18 protein-coding genes and 1 pseudogene are annotated in these 17,746 nt (G+C 63.0%); 10 read left to right on the plus strand and 9 right to left on the minus strand.

Annotation, left to right across the window (positions count from 1 at the left end; translation table 11 throughout):
• Positions 1-50 precede the first annotated feature (50 nt).
• The 5 genes from DRB87_RS07785 to DRB87_RS07805 form a co-directional block, all read right to left on the minus strand.
• Positions 51-1,205 carry a PA0069 family radical SAM protein gene (locus DRB87_RS07785; RefSeq protein WP_130025496.1) on the minus strand — a complete coding sequence of 385 codons (1,155 nt, stop codon included), beginning with the start codon at positions 1,203-1,205 and terminating at the stop codon, positions 51-53.
• 187 nt (positions 1,206-1,392) lie between these two features.
• On the minus strand, positions 1,393-2,328 hold the full coding sequence (locus tag DRB87_RS07790; RefSeq protein ID WP_130025497.1) for a Rossmann-like and DUF2520 domain-containing protein: 936 nt from the start codon (positions 2,326-2,328) through the stop codon (positions 1,393-1,395).
• A gap of 9 nt (positions 2,329-2,337) precedes the next feature.
• Positions 2,338-2,787: a hypothetical protein gene (locus tag DRB87_RS07795; RefSeq protein ID WP_130025498.1), complete on the minus strand. Its 450-nt coding sequence runs from the start codon at positions 2,785-2,787 to the stop codon at positions 2,338-2,340.
• Between the two features lie 9 nt (positions 2,788-2,796).
• Positions 2,797-3,597 (minus strand): META and DUF4377 domain-containing protein, encoded by an 801-nt coding sequence (locus tag DRB87_RS07800; protein WP_165385259.1) that lies wholly within the window; start codon positions 3,595-3,597, stop codon positions 2,797-2,799.
• A 196-nt stretch (positions 3,598-3,793) separates the two neighbouring features.
• Positions 3,794-4,999: a sorbosone dehydrogenase family protein gene (locus tag DRB87_RS07805; protein WP_240756225.1), complete on the minus strand. Its 1,206-nt coding sequence runs from the start codon at positions 4,997-4,999 to the stop codon at positions 3,794-3,796.
• Positions 5,000-5,198: 199 nt separating this feature from the next.
• On the opposite strand from DRB87_RS07805, the gene rpsP reads away from it, so the two are divergent.
• The 6 genes from rpsP to DRB87_RS07835 all read left to right on the plus strand — a co-directional run bounded on the left by rpsP (position 5,199) and on the right by DRB87_RS07835 (position 9,544).
• A complete protein-coding gene (gene rpsP / locus DRB87_RS07810; RefSeq protein ID WP_017234865.1) occupies positions 5,199-5,450 on the plus strand; it encodes a 30S ribosomal protein S16 in 252 nt (83 codons plus the stop codon).
• A gap of 129 nt (positions 5,451-5,579) precedes the next feature.
• Complete coding sequence (gene rimM, locus DRB87_RS07815) at positions 5,580-6,230, plus strand: ribosome maturation factor RimM (protein WP_232424674.1); 651 nt, start codon at positions 5,580-5,582, stop codon at positions 6,228-6,230.
• A 60-nt stretch (positions 6,231-6,290) separates the two neighbouring features.
• Positions 6,291-7,061 (plus strand): tRNA (guanosine(37)-N1)-methyltransferase TrmD, encoded by a 771-nt coding sequence (gene trmD / locus DRB87_RS07820; protein ID WP_130025500.1) that lies wholly within the window; start codon positions 6,291-6,293, stop codon positions 7,059-7,061.
• 103 nt (positions 7,062-7,164) lie between these two features.
• Entirely contained in the window at positions 7,165-7,551 is a 387-nt protein-coding gene (gene rplS, locus DRB87_RS07825) for a 50S ribosomal protein L19 (protein ID WP_130025501.1), read from the plus strand.
• Between the two features lie 232 nt (positions 7,552-7,783).
• On the plus strand, positions 7,784-8,470 hold the full coding sequence (locus DRB87_RS07830) for a CoA pyrophosphatase (RefSeq protein ID WP_026132134.1): 687 nt from the start codon (positions 7,784-7,786) through the stop codon (positions 8,468-8,470).
• Positions 8,471-8,605: 135 nt separating this feature from the next.
• A complete protein-coding gene (locus DRB87_RS07835; protein ID WP_130027782.1) occupies positions 8,606-9,544 on the plus strand; it encodes a CobD/CbiB family protein in 939 nt (312 codons plus the stop codon).
• A gap of 91 nt (positions 9,545-9,635) precedes the next feature.
• Here DRB87_RS07835 and rsgA read toward each other — a convergent pair whose 3' ends face one another.
• Both rsgA and DRB87_RS07845 read right to left on the minus strand, forming a co-directional pair.
• The gene (gene rsgA, locus DRB87_RS07840) at positions 9,636-10,577 is read right to left on the minus strand and encodes a ribosome small subunit-dependent GTPase A (protein ID WP_130025502.1); all 942 of its coding nucleotides are present in this window, start codon (positions 10,575-10,577) and stop codon (positions 9,636-9,638) included.
• Positions 10,574-11,821 (minus strand): M48 family metallopeptidase, encoded by a 1,248-nt coding sequence (locus DRB87_RS07845; protein WP_130025503.1) that lies wholly within the window; start codon positions 11,819-11,821, stop codon positions 10,574-10,576. Before DRB87_RS07845 ends, rsgA begins: the two co-directional genes overlap by 4 nt.
• 103 nt (positions 11,822-11,924) lie before the next feature.
• Here DRB87_RS07845 and orn point away from each other — a divergent pair.
• Positions 11,925-12,562 (plus strand): annotated as a pseudogene (orn, locus tag DRB87_RS07850) (oligoribonuclease).
• A 96-nt stretch (positions 12,563-12,658) separates the two neighbouring features.
• On the opposite strand, the gene mog reads toward orn, so the two are convergent.
• Both mog and yjgA read right to left on the minus strand, forming a co-directional pair.
• Positions 12,659-13,279: a molybdopterin adenylyltransferase gene (gene mog, locus DRB87_RS07855; RefSeq protein ID WP_130025504.1), complete on the minus strand. Its 621-nt coding sequence runs from the start codon at positions 13,277-13,279 to the stop codon at positions 12,659-12,661.
• Positions 13,279-13,884, minus strand: coding sequence for a ribosome biogenesis factor YjgA (gene yjgA / locus DRB87_RS07860; RefSeq protein WP_130025505.1), 606 nt, complete (start codon positions 13,882-13,884; stop codon positions 13,279-13,281). The genes mog and yjgA overlap by 1 nt, the downstream gene beginning before the upstream one ends.
• Positions 13,885-13,999: 115 nt before the next feature.
• Between yjgA and pmbA the strand changes: the two genes are divergently transcribed.
• The 3 genes from pmbA (at position 14,000) to DRB87_RS07875 (ending at position 17,740) form a co-directional block, all read left to right on the plus strand.
• Positions 14,000-15,358: a metalloprotease PmbA gene (pmbA, locus tag DRB87_RS07865; protein ID WP_130025506.1), complete on the plus strand. Its 1,359-nt coding sequence runs from the start codon at positions 14,000-14,002 to the stop codon at positions 15,356-15,358.
• A gap of 218 nt (positions 15,359-15,576) precedes the next feature.
• On the plus strand, positions 15,577-16,728 hold the full coding sequence (locus tag DRB87_RS07870) for an ABC transporter substrate-binding protein (RefSeq protein ID WP_130025507.1): 1,152 nt from the start codon (positions 15,577-15,579) through the stop codon (positions 16,726-16,728).
• A gap of 130 nt (positions 16,729-16,858) precedes the next feature.
• On the plus strand, positions 16,859-17,740 hold the full coding sequence (locus DRB87_RS07875) for a branched-chain amino acid ABC transporter permease (protein WP_017234878.1): 882 nt from the start codon (positions 16,859-16,861) through the stop codon (positions 17,738-17,740).
• The last annotated feature ends 6 nt before the right edge of the window (positions 17,741-17,746 follow it).

The following is a 17,746-nucleotide window of genomic DNA, read 5'->3' on the forward strand; positions in this document are numbered from 1 at the left end:
GCGGGAGGGCTTCGAGAAACCTAAATTGCCGTTGCGTTCGGCGTCCCTCTTTAGAAGAGTGGCATCTGCGGGTCGGCCTTGTCCGTCCCGGCTACGGTGGCTTGCGCGGCGGTTTGCCGTCCATTGGCGGCGCTTGAGGTTGCCGGTGCAGGGACCTTGAACTGATCGTTCCGCAACGGCGGTCGCGCCTGATTGAGACCCAACTTGCGTGCCGCCAGATGAAAGCGCTGACGGATCAACTCCGCATGCAAACCGGTGCCGCGCATGCGCGTGCCGAACTCGGAACTGTTGTGCTTGCCGTCGCGCACCTGCTCGATCAGGCTCATGACGTGGCGTGCTCTGAGCGGGTAATGCGCTTCGAGCCACGTCACGAAAACATCGTGAACTTCGCGCGGCAGTCGCAGCATCACATAGCCCGCGTACGTTGCGCCGGCTTGCGCCGCTGTCGTCAATACCCGTTCGATATCGAAATCGGTGAGCGCCGGCACGATGGGCGCCACGATCACCCCGGTGGGGATACCCGCGTCCGTCAGCTTGCGGATGGCCTCGATGCGACGTGCCGGGGTATTGGCGCGCGGCTCCATCTTGCGGGCGATTTCCGCATCGAGCGTTCCCACTGAGATGAATACGCGGGCCAGACCGCGCTGCGCCATTCGCGACAGGATGTCGATGTCGCGCGTGACCAGTGCGGATTTCGTGGTGATGCCGACGGGATGGCCGAAACGCTCGAGCACTTCAAGCACGCTTCGGGTGATGCCGTATTCACGTTCGATGGGCTGGTACGGGTCGGTGTTTGCGCCGAGTGCGAGCAGGGCGGGCTGATAGCCGCGCTTGCGCAACTCGGCGTCGAGGCGCTCGGCGGCGTTGTGTTTCGCGTAAAGGCGGGTTTCGAAGTCGAGCCCCGGCGAGAGGCCGAGATAGGCGTGCGTGGGACGCGCAAAACAATAGGCGCAGCCATGCTCGCATCCCCGATATGGGTTGATCGAACGGTCGAAGGGAATGTCCGTCGATTGATTGCGCGAGATGATCGTTCGCGCATTTTCCAGCGCGACTTGCGTGACGAACTTGACCTCGCATTCTTGGGCAGCATCCGATTCATGTCGGGTCTCATCGCTTTCGCGCCGGAATTCGGAAAAGCGCGATTCGAGATTGGCGGTAGCGCCTCGGCCCTTACGCGACGGGGGCGGCGCGAATGAGGAAGCCATGACTTGTCTCCTTGATGGCAGTCCGGGGCGCGAAGGCAGGGCGTTCGCGAGGAATGCTTGTCATTATACTGTGTTTTTGTACAGTATCCGAGGGGCGAGCATGACACAGAACGGACTGGCGGGCGAGGCGGGGTGGCGCGGGTGGGGAGCGTCGAGCGGTTGGATGGGCTGGAGGCGCTGGATGCCCTTATGCGGCGCTTTCTGGGGCGGACGGCGGCAAATATGGCGCGATGGCGCGTGCGATGGCGTCGAGTGCGGCGCCGTCCGCGTTCGGGCGTTGATGGGCGAGGTGAATCGCCCTGAGCGTCAGCAGCGAATACAGCGTCGCGTGATTGCCGCCCAGCGAGGCAAGCGCTTCGGTGTGGCGGGTGACGATGCCTGCGTCGCCCCGCGACACCGGGCCGGAGAGCGCACCGGCGAGTCCGCGCTCGCGGGCGGCGGTGAGGGTGCCCATGACCAGCGGCCACATGGCGTCTTGGGCGTCGGCTTCCGGCATGCCGATCGCTTGCCAGAGCTGGGTAGCTTCATCGAGCAGGCACAGCAGAAAACTGGCGGCGTAATTGGCGCCGGCGTGATATCGCATCCGTTCGCCCGCCGGGATCGACAGGGCGCGGCACCCCATCGCGCTCGCGAGCGCGTGGAGCACAGCGTTCAGCGGGGCGTCGGCTTCGATGGTAATGGCGCTGCCCGGCAGGCGCATCGCGTCGTCATCGAGACCGGCAAAAAGAAACAGCGGGTGGAAGCCGCCAATTTGCGCACCGTGTTGGGTGGCGGCCGCGAGCAGACCGACTTCCGAGGCGCCGCTGCAATGTACCAGTGCCTGCCCGGCGCTCGGCGACAGATGCGCGGCGCACGTGGCGATGGCGTCGTCGGGAACGCTCAGGAAGACAAGGTCGGCATGCGCGAAGACCGCGTTCATGTCGTTCGGCCGGTGAATTGGCAGGGCCTTACACGCCGGCAAGGCGACCGCGACGCGTTGCGCCGCATCGAGGCGTCGGCTTGCGATCGCCGTCACCTCATACCCCGCGCGTGCCGCCGCGAGCGCGAGGGCGCATGCAACGCGACCGGCGCCGATGAAGCCGAGTGTCGGTCGAGGGGGCGTGGTGGCGGAGCGTGGGGTCATGCTGACGCGTTACTGCGACAGGCGATTCGGCGTGTCGTGCGTTTCGAAATATGTCTGGAACGCCACGGCGAGGCCAACCATCATCAACATCGCACCCACGAACAGCGACACGCTTACGATGATGACGGCGATCCACCCCGAGCGCGATTTGCGCTGGGCGCTGGCGTTGAACTGGGCATCCCAGCGCTCGTCGGGCCGAAGTCCGTAGACAATCGCCGCCAGGAATGCGGAAAACAGCGAGATGGCGCCGAGAATCGTCAGGCCCCATCCGGCGGGAGACTGCAGCTCACTCGTGACCAGCAGCCCCCAACCCGCTACACCGCAGGCCGATCCCACGACATGGGCCCACCCGAAGCGGTCGCGCAGACCGTACAGGTAGAAACGATGCAGCCCCAGCGTGCCGAACAGCATTGCCAGGCCCGCGGTCAGGGTCTTGGATTTATAGGCGACTGCATTCATTGGGATGGGTTATCGGGCTGGCGTTTCGCGAATGACTTCGACCAGCGTCCAGCGCATGCTCGACGCATCGGCGGGCGGATTGACGACGGGTTCGCCGTGGATTTTCACGCGGTATTCTACGCCGGGCTTCCACGAGAAGCCATCGATGTGGGCATACCAGAGTTCCCACGGCGCTTTCCTGGAATCGTCGGCGTTGCGCACGCGCAGGCACTTTCGCGGCGCGACGCCCACGCAATCCGCCATTTGCGAATCGACATCGACAATACGGTCTTCTGTCTTGGTGGTGCTGGCGACCGGACGATCCAGCAACGTCTGAGAGGCGTAGGTCAGCGTCTCACCATTCGGGGTGCGCAAAATCAACTGTGTGTCGCGGCGTTCGAAACGGGTGACGCGGGGAAGCGTCTTCAGGTAGCGGTCTTCGAAGGCCATCGAGTCCGGGCAAGCCATGCGCGTGGCGGCCGGCGCCTGAAGGCTGACCTGGCCCTTGGCCGGCCCCACCGAGTACTGGCCGAAGATCCGGTTACATCCGCCCGAGCCAGAGAACGCCCCCTTGTCGTTAAAGGTCAGGTTGATGGCGCGGCTCTCCGGCAGACTTGGCAAGTCGTCGACACCTTCCCATCGCATCAGTTGCCAGGTGCCGAGGATGTCGGCCGGGGCGGTGGCGGCGGCCGGCGCACCGGGCGACGCCTGCGATGGACCGGCGCCGCCCGACGGGGCGGCGCAGCCGGCCAACATGGCCGCCGGCACGAGGAGCGTTGCCATATAGATGGCGAACGAGGCGGGCAGGAAAGAGCGTCGGCGTTGGGTCATGATCATGTCTTGGTGGAATTGCCGGGCGTGCCGGGAGGGCACGATCAGCGAAAGTGTCGCGGCACACGCAGGCGGCGGACGCCGTGCGCAGCCCTGAGTCCATGAAAGGTTGACCGAATGCCGGTCAGTGCAGTTCCTTGCATCGTCATTGCGGTGAGATTCCCGAGTCGATGTCGGTCGTCGTCGTGCGGCCGCGTCACGGTTTCCGATAAGTAATACGGTAGATCGCGCCGGCCTCATCGTCACTGATCAACAGTGAGCCGTCGGGTAACGTAAGGAGGTCGACAGGGCGGCCCCAGACCGACTCGTCGTCTCCCAGCCAGCCTTGCGCGAAGATTTCCTGCCTGGCGACGTTGCCCTTGGCGTCGAGCACGACGCGTACGACCCGGTAGCCGACCTTGCGGCTCCGGTTCCAGGAGCCGTGCTCTGCGATGAACAGACTGCCGCGATAGTCCTTGGGGAACTGTTTGCCGGTGTAAAAGCGCACGCCGAGCGCGGCCACATGGGCGCCAAGCTTTGCCACGGGGGGCGTGAAGTCCGCACAGCGTTTCTCTCGCCCGTATTCAGGATCCGCGATGTTGCCGGCATGGCAGTAAGGGAATCCGAAGTGTTCGCCGAGGCGTGTGAGGCGGTTCAGCTCGTCGTCCGGCACGTCGTCGCCGAGTTGATCGCGACCGTTATCGGTGAACCAGAGCGTGCGTGTCCTGGGTTGCCAGTCGAAGCCTACGGTGTTGCGCACGCCACGGGCGACGACCTGCCAGTCGGTGCCGTCCGGCTTCATGCTGCCGATCATCGCGAAACGATCGCCGTCGCGCTTGCAGACATTGCACGGTGCGCCCACGCCGACATACAGGCGCTGATCGGGGCCGAATGCGATGTATCGCCAGCCGTGGTGACTTTCGCCAGGAAGCTTGTCGTAGACGACGATCGGTTTGCCGGGATTGTCGAGCCGGCTTTCGATATTGTCGAGCTTGACGATGCGCGAGACGGCCGAGATATAGAGTGCGCCGTTGCGTAATGCGACGCCGACGGGCATGTTCAGCCCCGTGGCGACGGTCTGGACCCTGGCCGCATAGGCGCGCGACGGATCGAGCGTGATGGCATAGACAACGCCTTGTGCGCGGCTGCCGACGAATAAGGTGCCTTTCGGGCCAAGCGTCATGCCGCGGGCGCCGGGCACCCGGTCGGAGAGGACTTCGACGTGGAAGCCGGGCGGCAGGACGAGACGTTCGATGGGAAGGGCGTCGCGCGCCGTGGCGAGGCATGGGGCCAGCGCCAGCGCGGCACCGAAAAACAAACCGACTTGACGCACATGCTTCACAAGATGGATGACTCGCAAGGCGACCCGCACTGGCCATTGCGGCCGAGCGGGGCGTTGCCATCCACCGGTCAATCGTTGCATGCTGGACTCGCTTCACGCACAGAATGCGTGCATTGTAGACCAGTGCCCGCCGGAGCCAACGTGGCGGTCTTGTCCCCCAATCGGGGCGCGGCTTGGCGGGGCGCCGCCGGTGTCCGGGGAAGTGTTTGTTTTGACGAGGGTTTTGCGCTATAATGTCGCGTTTTCTGTCCGAACACTTCTGGATTCACAAGGATTTATTATGGTCGTTATCCGCCTGGCTCGCGGCGGCGCGAAGAAGCGCCCGTTTTACAACATCGTTGCAACCGACTCGCGTAACCGTCGCGATGGCCGCTTCATCGAGCGTATTGGCTTCTACAACCCGGTCGCTGCCGAAGGCACGGAAGGTCTGCGTATTGCTCAAGACCGTCTGACGTACTGGCAAGGCGTTGGCGCACAACTGTCGCCGACCGTGGCTCGTCTGATCAAGCAAGGCGCCAAGGCTGCTGCCTAAGCGCTTCGGCTAGTCAAGCTATCAGCATTGCCGTCGGTTTGCCGATGGCATGAGAATTGAACGGCGGTGCCTGCTCCCGAGCGATCTGGAGCGGTCATCGCCGTGTGTTCGTCACAACGTTGGATTGGCATGGTTCGTTCCGCTCGACCCGCACGTGAGCGGGTACCGCTGAAAATCGGTGCTGAGGCGCGCCGCGCCGCCGGCATGCGTGCCGAGCAGGTGCTCGCCCCGGTGACCGAAGTGCCCGACGATCTCGTCGAGCTGGGTTACATTGGCGACGCCTACGGGATTCGCGGCTGGATCAAGGTGCAGCCGCATACGGGCGAGGGCGAAGGTCTCTTGTCCGCCGATTGTTGGTATTTTCGTCGTCCCGGTGAGTCGGCCTACACCAAGGCCAATGTGCTGCACAGTCGAGGGCATTCCGGTACCGTGGTCGCGCAATTGCGCGGCAGCGAAAACCGGTCGGCTGCCGAGGCGCTCAAGGGCCTTCAGGTCTGGGTGCCGCGCAGTGCGTTTCCGACCGCCGGTGAAGACGAGTTTTACTGGGTGGACCTCATAGGTGCCCAGGTAACGAATCTGCAGGACGAATCGCTTGGCAAGGTCGTCGGGTTGCTCGACAACGGCGTGCACACCGTGTTGCGTGTCGCTTACGAGGCGCCTGCCGTCGACGACAAGTCGGCGAAGACCGCTGAGCGTCTGATCCCGTTCGTCGCCAAATATGTGCAATCCGTCGATATCGAGGCGGGGCGCATTGTGGTCGACTGGGGTCTCGACTACTGAGATACCGATTGATCGCCCGGCCGCTGTGGTGTCCGGGCACCTCTGGACGGAACCGGTTTGATGCAGTTTGACGTCGTGACGCTCTTTCCCGAGATGTTTCGGGCACTGACCGACTGGGGCGTCACCAGCCGGGCGCTCAAGCAGTCGCGCTACGGTCTGCGGTTTTGGAATCCTCGCGATTTCACGCATAACAACTACCGCACGATCGATGATCGACCGTACGGCGGCGGCCCGGGCATGGTGATGCTCGCCAAGCCGCTCGACGACGCCATCGAGGCAGCAAAGGCTGCGCAGGCGCAAGCCGGCGTACCGCGCGGCCGGGTGTTGCTGATGTCGCCGCAAGGCAAGCCACTGACGCATCGTCGTGTCGTGGAACTGCGCGAACAGGAGCAGGGATTGATTCTGCTCTGCGGGCGCTACGAAGCTATCGATCAGCGTTTGATCGATCGCGTCGTGGACGAAGAGGTCAGTGTTGGTGATTTCGTGCTGTCGGGCGGAGAGTTGCCCGCCATGGCACTGATGGACTCGCTGATCCGGCTGCTGCCGGGGGCACTGAACGACGAGCAGTCGGCCGAGCAGGACAGTTTCGTCAATGGCCTGCTCGATTGTCCGCACTACACGCGACCCGAAGAGTACGAAGGGGTGCGTGTGCCCGACGTGCTGTTGGGCGGGCATCATGCAGAGATTGAAAAATGGCGACGCCGCGAGGCGTTGACCAATACCTGGCGCAAACGCCCCGATCTGATCGAGAGCGCACGCGCCAACGGATTGCTCAGTCGTGCCGATGAGGCATGGCTGGCAAGCCTGCGGGTCGATACGTCGGCCAAGTAGGTAGCGGGTGTCGTCATGGGGACGGCATTCGGTTTGCACCCATCCTCTGTCGGGGCCGGCATGCCGGTATATAACGCCGATACGATGGCACAAGGAGTGGTAAATGAATCTGATCGCCAAGATCGAGCAGGAAGAAATCGCGCGTCTGACCGCGAACAAGACGATTCCCGAATTCGCCCCGGGCGACACCGTGATCGTCAACGTGAACGTGGTTGAAGGTACGCGCAAGCGCGTTCAGGCATACGAAGGCGTCGTCATCGCCAAGCGTAACCGTGGCCTGAATTCGGCATTCATCGTCCGCAAGATTTCGTCGGGTGAAGGCGTTGAGCGTACGTTCCAGACGTACTCGCCGCTGATCGCCAGCATCGAAGTCAAGCGTCGTGGTGACGTTCGTCGCGCCAAGCTGTACTACCTGCGTGAGCGTTCGGGCAAGTCGGCACGTATCAAGGAAAAGCTCTCGTTCAAGAGCAAGACCGCTGCTGCCCAGTAAGTCGGACGCCGCTACGCCTGGCGACCTCGTGGCCGGGCGCAGCCAAAGCCGTATGGAAAAGCACCCTTCGGGGTGCTTTTTTCGTTGTGCTGTCTTTCATCGACGCCGATGTTGCGGCGTGTCCTCGTCATCGAACGCCACGAATTGCCGTGCCATTGGCATTTTGTTTGCGTGTACGTGTTCAGGGCTTCCTCGCTAAAATAGTGAAGTTCTCCACCCAGCAAAGGTCTACGTGGCGCCACCTCTGATCCTGCATCCTGAAGCGTTACCCATCGTCTCGACGGGCGAGGGGGAGCCTGCGGTGCCGGCGGAGCGGCTAACGCCCGCCGCGTTGCGTGACCGGCTCGCGAGCCCGCCGATCTGGACGCCGGAGGCCGGCGCGATCGAACTCGCGCCGCCTGCGCAATTTACGCCGCGCGCGGCGGCCGTGCTCGTGCCGTTGGTGATGCGCGCGCATGGCACGACTGTGCTGCTGACGCAGCGAACCCAACATCTGAGCACGCACGCCGGGCAAGTGAGTTTTCCTGGCGGTAGCCGCGAGCCCGACGATCTGTCGCCGATCGCCACAGCCTTGCGTGAGTCGCGTGAAGAAATAGGTCTCGATTCGGGGGCGGTGGAAGTGATCGGACGCCTGCCCGACTACGTCACCGGAACCGGCTTTCGTGTTGCACCGGTCGTGGGCCTGGTCAAGCCGCCGTTCGATCTCATCGCCGACGCCGGTGAAGTCGACGAGATTTTCGAGGTGCCGCTGGATTTCCTGATGGACCCTGCACATCATCAGATCCGCGTCTTCCACTATCAGGTGGGCGAACGCCGGTTTTACGCGATGCCTTATCCGAAGCCCGCGGGAGGTGAATACTTCATTTGGGGTGCAACGGCCGGCATGCTTCGTAATTTCTATCAGCTCCTGCGGGCCTGACGCGAGAGACCGATCGTTTTCGCGAGTTGTCTGCCTATAGCGTGAAGTGAGTGCGTCGTGCAGGCGCCTGGGGCGGGCATTTGCGAGAAGCTGTGCTATCGTTACACCATTCCGTCTGGTGATCTGAACGCACGCATGACATTCTTTTCGGTACTCCTCGCGCTGATCCTCGAGCAGATGCGTGCCCTCTCCACGCAAAACCCGATCTACAACCTGATTCGCTCCCACGCGACCCATACGTCGCAATCGTTCGATGCCGGGCTACCCCGCCATGGCGTGCTTGCGTGGCTGGTCGTAGTGCTGCCGTTTGTGCTGGCGGTCGGCGTCATCTACTACCTGCTCATGCGGGTCAACATTTTCCTGGGCTTCGCGTGGAACGTGCTCGTCGTCTACCTGACGATGGGATTCCGGCAGTTCAGTCACTACTTCACGGACATTCACGTTGCGCTGAACAACGATAACGTGAACGAAGCACGAGAAATCCTGCATCAGTGGATTGGCATCGACACGGTCGACATGCCGGTGGACGAGATCGTGCGTCACACACTGTTGCACGCGGTCATTGCCTCGCATCGCCACGTTTTTGGCGTGTTTTTCTGGTTCCTGATGCCGGTCGGTCCGGCGGGGGCGGTGTTGTACCGTCTCGCCGAATATCTGTCGCGTCGCTGGACGGAACCCGCACCCGATCGCAGCCCGGCGTTCGGGGCCTTCGCGCGCAAGGTTTTCTATGTCATCGACTGGGTGCCGGCTCGTTTGACCGCCATCGGTTTCGCCATCGTCGGCAACTTCGAAGACGCTATTTATGCCTGGCGCCACTATGCCAAGCAGTGGCCGAACGAGAACGAAGGCATTCTGCTGGCCGCGGGTAGCGGCGCACTCGGCGCGCGATTGACCGGCCCGCTGGCCGAGGTCTCGAGCGTCGATGCGCTGAACCAGGGCGACGACGCCGTCCTGCCTGTCGGCAGCGAATGCACGCCGCGCACGCTTCAGGCAGCCGTCGGCCTGGTCTGGCGGGCGGTTCTGCTTTGGATGCTCCTGTTGCTGCTGCTGACCCTCGCCGTGTGGCTGGGCTGACGCTCAAGGAAGATCCCGCAAAAAACCCCGCAAAAGCGGGGTTTTTTTATGGCCGACTCGCGCTGGCTTCTCTCTACCGCCAACCGAGGCGTCAATAGGGAATCTCTTGCTCCGACTCGTGAACGAGCTGGGCATAGAGCGTATGGCGCTGTTGCGAGATGCTTCCGTCGGACACGGCCGCGAGAATCGCGCAACCGGGTTCTTTCAGGTGATGGCAATTGTAGAAACGACAGCCGGTGAGCAGCGCACGGAACTCGGGGAAGGCGCGCTCCAGTGCGCCTTCCTTGAGGTGATGCAGACCGAATTCCTGAAAGCCCGGCGAATCGATGAGCAGTCCGCCTTCGGGCAGGTGAAAGATTCGCGTGAAGGTCGTCGTATGCTTGCCCGAGTTCAACACCGTGGAGATCTCGCGTGTCGCGGCGTCGGCATCGGGGACGAGCAGGTTCACGAGGCTGGACTTGCCCATGCCCGACTGCCCGAGCAGCAACGACGCTTGATGTGCCAAGCGAGGCAGCAAAAGCGCCTTCGCCCCTTCCGGGTCCGCCCGCACGGAAAGCTCCAGCACGTCGTATCCGAGCGCGCGATAGGGCGCCAGGCGCTCTCGCGCAGCGGGCAAGGCCGCGGTGACATCGGTCTTGTTGAGCACGATCAGCGGTCGCAGTGCATTGGCTTCCGAGGCGACCAGTGCTCGGCCCAGCAAATCCTCACTGAAGTACGGCTCGGTGCCCAACATGATGACCAACTGGTCGATGTTGGCGGCGAAGAGCTTGCTCTTGAACTGGTCTGAGCGGTAAAGCAGGTTGCGGCGCGGCAGGATCTCTTCAATCACGCCCTGATCGCCGGTGCGCGCCCAGGCGACTTCGTCGCCGACCGCAATTTCACTCTTCTTGCCGCGCGGAAAGCACAGCACCGTTTCGCCATCGTCGGCTTCCACGACGTAGTGACGGCCGTGCGCCGCCGTGACTCGGCCGTGACGGCGTTCCTGCGCGGTTGTTTCGGCCGGCGCGGCTTTTCCCTTGAGGCTGCGCTTCATGCGTGCCCCAGCAAACGGTCGATGCGCTGGGAGGCGGGCGGATGCGAATAGTAGAACGCGGTGTAGACGGGGTCGGGCGTGAGCGTCGACGCATTGTCCTGGTAAAGCTTGACGAGGGCGTTGACCAGATCGCTGGCTTGCGTCTGGCTGGCGGCGAAGGCGTCGGCTTCGAACTCGTGCTTGCGAGATGTCAGGCTGCCGAGCGGGCTGGCGAAAAAGCCGAACACTGGAAGCACGAGGAAGAACAGCACCAGCGCCAACGCGTTGTTGCTGCCGGTCAGCGACGGCATCACGCCGAGATCGGTGTAGAACCATGTGCGGCCGATCAGCCAACCGAGCAGGGCAAGGAATGCCAGCGACAGCACGAAGGCGACGATCAGGCGCTTCGTGATATGACGACGCTTGAAGTGACCCAGCTCGTGGGCCAGCACGGCTTCGATTTCGGCGGGTGAGAGCCGCTCGATGAGCGTATCGAAAAACACAATGCGCTTGGTGCGGCCGAAGCCGCTGAAATAGGCATTGCCGTGTGCCGAACGCTTCGAGCCATCCATCACGAACAAACCGCGCGCCGCGAAGCCGCAGCGCTGCATCAGCCCCTCGATGCGCTGCGCCAGCGACACGTCCGAGAGCGGTTCGAACTTATTGAACATTGGCGCGATGACGTGCGGGAAGATGAACTGCACGAACAGATTGAAGCCGACCCAGACCACCCACGTGTACAGCCACCACAACGGTCCTGCGCGCTCCATGAGCCACAGCACGGCGAACAGCAACGGCAGTCCGAGCAAGACGCCGATGGCGGTGGCCTTGATCATATCGGCAATGAACAGCCCGAGCGACATGCGGTTGAAGCCGAAACGCTGTTCGATCACGAACTGCCGCACGTAAGTAAAGGGCAGGTCGACGAGGCCGGAAATCAACAGCACGGCGGCGATCAATGCGATCTGGCCCAGATAGCCTTCACCGAGCCACTCGGTCACGCCGATATGCAGCAGGTTCAACCCGCCGAGCAGCGTGAAAGCGACGAGCAGTACCGCCTGGGCAAAGATCTCGGCCATGCCCAGACGGGTGCGGGCGACCGTGTAATCGGCGGCCCGCTGATGGTCGGTCAGTGTGATCGTGCTGGCAAATCGCTCGGGAACGGCCGCCCGATGGGTGACCACATGGCGGATCTGACGAGCGGCCAGCCAAAGCTTGGTCATGACCATCGCCAGCAGGAAGATCACGAAGAGGTAAGTGAGCATGCGCTTAAGGAGAATCCGAAGTATGCGAGAATTATAAGTTCTTTCGACCGGCGGGGCGCCCTTGCCGGTCGCCTACCGACGCGTTTTCCAGAGTCTTCCGACCATGTCTGTCATTCCATCCCAACATCCCACGTCTGCCGATGCCGAGACGACGCTTGCGCGCGCCGAGTTCAATCTGGTCTGGCTCGATATGGAAATGACCGGCCTGCAGCCCGACAGCGACCGAATCATCGAGGTGGCGGTGATCGTCACGGACTCCGCGCTGACGCGCCGCATCGAGGGCCGGTGTTCGCGATCCATCAATCGGACGCCGTGCTCGACGCAATGGACGACTGGAACAAGTCGACACATGGGCGCTCGGGGCTGATCGAACGCGTGAAGGCATCGGCGGTGGACGAGGCGTCTGCCGAAGCGCAACTGATCGAGTTCCTCTCGCAGTACGTGCCGCCCAACAAGTCGCCGATGTGCGGCAATTCGATCTGTCAGGATCGCCGTTTCATGGCGCGTTACATGCCCAGGCTCGAAGCGTTCTTTCATTACCGGAACCTGGACGTCAGCACGCTCAAGGAGCTTTGCCGTCGCTGGGAACCCGCGGTCTACAAGGGCTTCAACAAGCGGGCCGCCCACACGGCGATGGCCGACATTCATGAGTCGATCGACGAACTGGTGTACTACCGCGAGCATTTCCTGAAGACGACCGTACCCGGCGCCCCCGAGGCGGCCGCACCCACTTCGGCCTGATCTTCACCACAGACACTTCACAACGCCAGCCACATCGCTGGCGTTGTGCTTTGGATGGCCGAGTGGCATGGCCCGGAACGTCCTGTCGTCAGTCCATCAGGCGGGTTTCGGTGCGCGAATGGCGCTCTTGGGACGGAAGGCCTTGCAGACGGCGTCGTCGGTCTCGATGTAAGGTCCGCCGATCAGGTCGATGCAGTACGGCACGGCGGCAAAAATGCCGGGCACGATCGACTTTCCGTCCATATCGCGCAACCCTTCGAGCGTTTCCTTGATCGACTTGGGCTGCCCGGGCAGGTTGATGATGAGCGCGGCACGCGCCGGCGTCTCGCGGATCACGGCGACCTGACGCGACAGGATGGCCGTCGGTACGAAGCGCAGGCTGATCTGACGCATCTGCTCTCCGAAGCCGGGCATCTCCTTCGTACCCGCCCGCAATGTGGCCTCCGGCGTGACGTCGCGTCGCGCAGGGCCTGTGCCGCCCGTGGTGAGCACCAGATCGCACTGCATCGTGTCGACCAGGTCGATCAGCGTGGCGGTAATGCCGTCGGCATCATCGGGAATCAGGCGAGTTTCGGCCACCCAGGGGGACCGGAGCGCGGCGCCAAGCCAGGCCTGGAGCGCCGGAATGCCCTGGTCGTCATAGGTACCCTGACTCGCTCGATCGCTGATCGAGACGAGGCCTACGCGAAGTTCGTCCGGGTGGGAGCGGGCGACCATCACTCTTCCTCGCGGGTTGGGAATTCCGGCAGTTCGTTCTCGGCGTCGTCTGAAGTTTCGGCGTGGGACGATCCGGTGCCCAGCAGATCCTTGAGCGCCTGGAATAGCTCGCGGAAGGCTTTGGGCGGCTTTTGCGCGGCCTGCTCACGGCGGGCGTTGCGAATCAGTGTGCGCAGTTGCTGGGCATCGGCTTGCGGGTGCTGGGCGAGCAGCTCGGTGAGCGCCTCGTCCTTGGCCAGCAGGCGCTCGCGCCAGCGCTCGAGCGCATGCAGCTTGGCCGTTTCCGCCTTCGAGACGCCTTTGATGACGTCGAGGGCGCGGCGAATCGCTTCGACTTCCGACTCGTGCAGCGTGCGCATTTGCTTGCCCACGTACTGCATCTGGCGACGGCGGCCTTCATGTGCGGTGATCTTGCGGCAGTCCTTGACGGCGCGTTCGAGGTTCTCGGGCATCGGCACGCGGGCGAGCGCGTCCTTGGCCAGATTGACCAGTTCTTCGCCAAGATCCTGCAAGGCATGCGACTCGCGCTTGCGTTGGGATTTGCTCGGGCCTTCGTCGGGAAGCTCGGCGTGGGCGATTTGGTTAAAGCGTTGATTGTGCGTCATGGGCGCTATTGTAGCGCGGCGCGCGGCGTCCAAATAGTTGCCGTGCCGACGCACGGCGGCGGGGAAGTCGCGCTAAGATGGCGGTTCCTATTCAGCCACTGACCGAATCGCGCCGATGTCCCAAGCGACCCAGCATTTCACGCATACCCAAGATCAACTCAAGGAAATTGTCAGCGACGTACTGCAATACGCTCGTTCGCTCGGCGCCACCGATGCCGCGGCTGAGATCTCCGAGGGCGACGGCTTGTCGGTCTCGGTGCGTCGCGGCAAGGTCGAGACCATCGAGCGCAATCGCGACAAGCTGGTGGGCGTGACGGTATTCATCGGTCAGCGCCGCGGCAATGCCAGCACGTCCGACTTCTCGCGCAAGGCGCTGCACGACACGGTCGATGCGGCCTATAACATTGCCCGCTTTACGGCCGAAGACGACTGCGCCGGGCTTGCCGAGTCCGAACTGCTGGAGATGCATCCGCAGGACCTGTCGTTGTTTCACCCGTGGGGCATTTCGGCCGACGACGCGGTCGAATTGGCGCGTCGCGCCGAGACGGCGGCATTCGAGGTGAGTCCGCTCATCCGGAATTCCGAAGGCGCCGGCGTGTCGGCCCAGCACTCGCAATTCATGCTGGGGACGACTCGCGGCTTCCTGTCGGGATATCCGTACTCGCGACACTACCTGTCGGTCTCGCCGATTGCCGGATCGGGCCGCCATATGCAGCGCGACGATTGGTATTCGTCCAAGCGCGCCGCCGAAGACCTGGCCTCGCCCGAAACGGTCGGCCGCTACGCCGCCGAGCGCGCGCTGGCCCGCCTGCACGCGCGCAAGCTGTCCACGCGCAAGTGCGCCGTGCTGTTCGAGGCACCGCTCGCCGCCGGTCTGCTGGGGGCGTTCGTGCAGGGTGTGAGCGGTGGCGCGCTGTATCGCAAGGCCACGTTCCTCGTTGATACCCTCGGCAAGCCGGTGTTTGCCGATCATGTCGGCATTTACGAAGATCCGCACGTGCCGCGCGCCATGGGCAGCGCTCCGTACGACGAAGAAGGCGTGAGGACGCGCGCCCGAGACGTGGTGAGCGATGGCGTGGTGCAGGGTTACTTCCTGTCGACCTATTCGGCCCGAAAGCTCGGCATGCAGACGACCGGCAACGCGGGCGGCTCGCACAACCTGCGCATGTACAGCAAGCTCACCGCGCCGACGGACGACTTCCGAGCGATGCTGCGCAAGCTCGGCACGGGCCTGCTCGTGACCGAACTGATGGGGCAGGGCGTGAACTATGTGACGGGCGATTATTCGCGCGGCGCCTCGGGCTTCTGGGTGGAGAACGGCGAAATTCAGTATCCGGTCGAGGAGATCACGCTGGCCGGCAACCTGAACGACATGTTCCGCCAGATCGTGGCGATCGGGGCCGACGCCCTCGTGCGCGGTACCAAGGAGGTCGGGTCAATCCTGATTGAACAAATGACCATCGCCGGTCATTGATGCTGCGAATCGCCGTTGCGACGCCATAAACGCGTTGCATTTGTGCGCCGCAACGGGGCAAAACCCCATTTGCCGTGTCCGGTACAAGTAGTTTGCGTTATGCTTAGGGGTTTTCTTAAGCCGTGGCTTAAGAACAGACGCGGTAGTTAGGGTAATGGGCGCGCTCATAAGGCGCGCCTTCTCATAACTAGAGACCAGGAATTGGAGGAAAAAGACTCATGAAAAGCACCATGACCAAGTTGCTGAGCGCGCTTGTCGCGACCGGAATGGTGGCTGCGGCTCACGCAGCCGATCTGAAGATCGGCGTGGCCGAGGCACTGTCGGGCGGTGCGGCGCAATATGGCGCCGCCATCAAGAACGGTTTCCAGCTCGCGGCTGACGAAATCAACGCCGCCGGCGGCATCAACGGCAACAAGCTCGTACTGCAGGTCGAAGACGAGCAGGGCAAGAAGGAAGAGGCGATCAACGTCTTCAAGAAGCTGATCTTCCAGGACAAGGTGCTGATGGTTTTCGGCCCGACGTTGTCGAACTCGGCGCAGGCGGCCGATCCGATCGCGCAAGCCGCCAAGACGGTGGCGTTCGGCACGTCGAATACGGCTGACGGCATTACGTCCATCGGCGACTACATCTTCCGCAACTCCGTGACGGAAGCCGACGTGCTGCCCGAGACCATCAAGGTCGCGACCAAGCACACGGGCATCAAGAAAGTCGCGGTGCTGTATGGCAACGACGACGTGTTCACCAAGAGCGGCTACGACAACTTCAAGAAGGCGCTGGCCGATCTGAAGATCCCGGTCACGACGACCGAGACGTTTGCCAAGGGTGACGTGGACTTCAAGGCACAGCTCACGAAGATCAAGGCGAGCAACCCTGACGCCATCGTGCTGTCGGCCCTGATCGCCGAAGGCGCGCCGATCATGGTGCAGGCCCGTCAGTTGGGCATCAACGTGCCGTTCATCGGCGGCAACGGCATGAACTCGGTCAAGGTGTTCGATCTGGCCAAGGGCAGCTCGGACGGCTTGTGGGTGGGTAGCCCGTGGTCGATCGAGAACAGCACGCCGGCCAACACGAAGTTCATCGCCGCCTACAAGGCGAAGTACAACGTGTCTCCGGACCAGTTCGCGGCGCAAGCCTATGACGCGATGTATATCGCGGCGGGCGCAATCAAGAGCGTGAAGATCTCGGGCAACCTGGATGCCGACCGCAAGGCGCTGCGCGACGCGCTGCCGAAGGTCACGCACGACGGCGCCACGGGCAAGTTTGCGTTCCGTCAGGCCATGGGCAAGAACGGCAAGCCGGCCGGGTACGACGCACAACAGGCGCCTATCGTCAGCGTGACGAAGGGCACCAAGTACGTCATCGAGAAGTAAGCAGCCCGGCAGTACTTGAAGAAGTCCGCATGGGCGTAGAGCTGAAAGGCGCTACGCCCATCGGCGTTTCTGGCGCACGCCGTACCCCCGTGCGGCGCGTGTCCCCGTCCCTCAGGCTGGAATAGACACCATGCTGGAACAGCAACTCGTCAACGCACTCTCCCTCGGGTGCGTGTACGCCTTGTTCGCGCTCGGGTTCACCCTCGTGTTCGGCATCCTCGGCGTTATCAATCTCTCGCACGGCGCGGTCTTCATGGTCGGCGCCTATGCGGCGCTGCAAGCCGTCGTGCGTCTTCATCTGCCGCTGTGGGCGGCTATCGTCACGGCGGTCGTGGTGGCTGGCCTGGTCGGCCTGCTCATCGACGTGCTGGTGCTCAAACCGTTGCGCAAACGCGGTGCGCCTCACCTGATTCCGATGATTGCCACCATTGGCGTGGGCATTCTGCTCAACAACGGAGTGCAAGGTATTTTCGGCGCGGAGAACCTGCGATTCCCGTACGAACTCGTGCCGCAGGACACCCTGACGGTGGCCGGCGTGCACATGACGGTACTGGAACTCGCGATCATCTTCATCTCGTTTGCGCTCATGGCCGTGCTCATTGCCACGATCAAGAAGACGCAACTCGGGCGCGCACTGCGCGCCATTGCCGAGTCGCCGAAGGCAGCCTACCTGCTCGGGATTAACGTCGAGGGCCTGTTCCTGGCGACGTCGTTCGCCGCGGCGGGGCTGGGCGGCATGGCGGGGGTGCTGATCGGGCTTTACTCGAACGCCGTCTTCCCGCTGATGGGGCAGCCGATGTTGCACAAGGGGATCGCGGTCATCATTCTCGGCGGCATGGGCGACATTCGCGGCGCGATGATCGGCGGCCTCTTCCTCGGCTTCGCGGAAGTGTTGTCGGTCGCGTATATCGGCTCGAACATGCGCGACGCCGTGGCATTCGGCCTGTTGTTCCTGATCCTGCTGGTGCGTCCGCAGGGGTTGTTCGGCAAAGTGCTCGAACGCAAAGCGTAATCACGG

The sequence above is a fragment of the Pandoraea sp. XY-2 genome (assembly GCF_004193915.1).
GTDB lineage: Bacteria > Pseudomonadota > Gammaproteobacteria > Burkholderiales > Burkholderiaceae > Pandoraea > Pandoraea cepalis.

What these genes read in the sequence shown, in the direction of transcription:
- DRB87_RS07790 (WP_130025497.1), bottom strand. Translation starts at nt 2,328, where the DNA reads ATGACCCCACGCTCCGCCACCACGCCCCCTCGACCGACACTCGGCTTC.
- DRB87_RS07795 (WP_130025498.1), bottom strand. Translation starts at nt 2,787, where the DNA reads ATGAATGCAGTCGCCTATAAATCCAAGACCCTGACCGCGGGCCTGGCA.
- DRB87_RS07875 (WP_017234878.1), top strand. Translation starts at nt 16,859, where the DNA reads ATGCTGGAACAGCAACTCGTCAACGCACTCTCCCTCGGGTGCGTGTAC.
- rsgA (WP_130025502.1), bottom strand. Translation starts at nt 10,577, where the DNA reads ATGAAGCGCAGCCTCAAGGGAAAAGCCGCGCCGGCCGAAACAACCGCG.
- pmbA (WP_130025506.1), top strand. Translation starts at nt 14,000, where the DNA reads ATGTCCCAAGCGACCCAGCATTTCACGCATACCCAAGATCAACTCAAG.
- DRB87_RS07805 (WP_240756225.1), bottom strand. Translation starts at nt 4,999, where the DNA reads ATGCAACGATTGACCGGTGGATGGCAACGCCCCGCTCGGCCGCAATGG.
- DRB87_RS07785 (WP_130025496.1), bottom strand. Translation starts at nt 1,205, where the DNA reads ATGGCTTCCTCATTCGCGCCGCCCCCGTCGCGTAAGGGCCGAGGCGCT.
- DRB87_RS07845 (WP_130025503.1), bottom strand. Translation starts at nt 11,821, where the DNA reads ATGCTCACTTACCTCTTCGTGATCTTCCTGCTGGCGATGGTCATGACC.
- DRB87_RS07800 (WP_165385259.1), bottom strand. Translation starts at nt 3,597, where the DNA reads ATGACCCAACGCCGACGCTCTTTCCTGCCCGCCTCGTTCGCCATCTAT.
- DRB87_RS07870 (WP_130025507.1), top strand. Translation starts at nt 15,577, where the DNA reads ATGAAAAGCACCATGACCAAGTTGCTGAGCGCGCTTGTCGCGACCGGA.
- yjgA (WP_130025505.1), bottom strand. Translation starts at nt 13,884, where the DNA reads ATGACGCACAATCAACGCTTTAACCAAATCGCCCACGCCGAGCTTCCC.
- mog (WP_130025504.1), bottom strand. Translation starts at nt 13,279, where the DNA reads ATGGTCGCCCGCTCCCACCCGGACGAACTTCGCGTAGGCCTCGTCTCG.
- rpsP (WP_017234865.1), top strand. Translation starts at nt 5,199, where the DNA reads ATGGTCGTTATCCGCCTGGCTCGCGGCGGCGCGAAGAAGCGCCCGTTT.
- rplS (WP_130025501.1), top strand. Translation starts at nt 7,165, where the DNA reads ATGAATCTGATCGCCAAGATCGAGCAGGAAGAAATCGCGCGTCTGACC.
- DRB87_RS07835 (WP_130027782.1), top strand. Translation starts at nt 8,606, where the DNA reads ATGACATTCTTTTCGGTACTCCTCGCGCTGATCCTCGAGCAGATGCGT.
- rimM (WP_232424674.1), top strand. Translation starts at nt 5,580, where the DNA reads ATGGTTCGTTCCGCTCGACCCGCACGTGAGCGGGTACCGCTGAAAATC.
- trmD (WP_130025500.1), top strand. Translation starts at nt 6,291, where the DNA reads ATGCAGTTTGACGTCGTGACGCTCTTTCCCGAGATGTTTCGGGCACTG.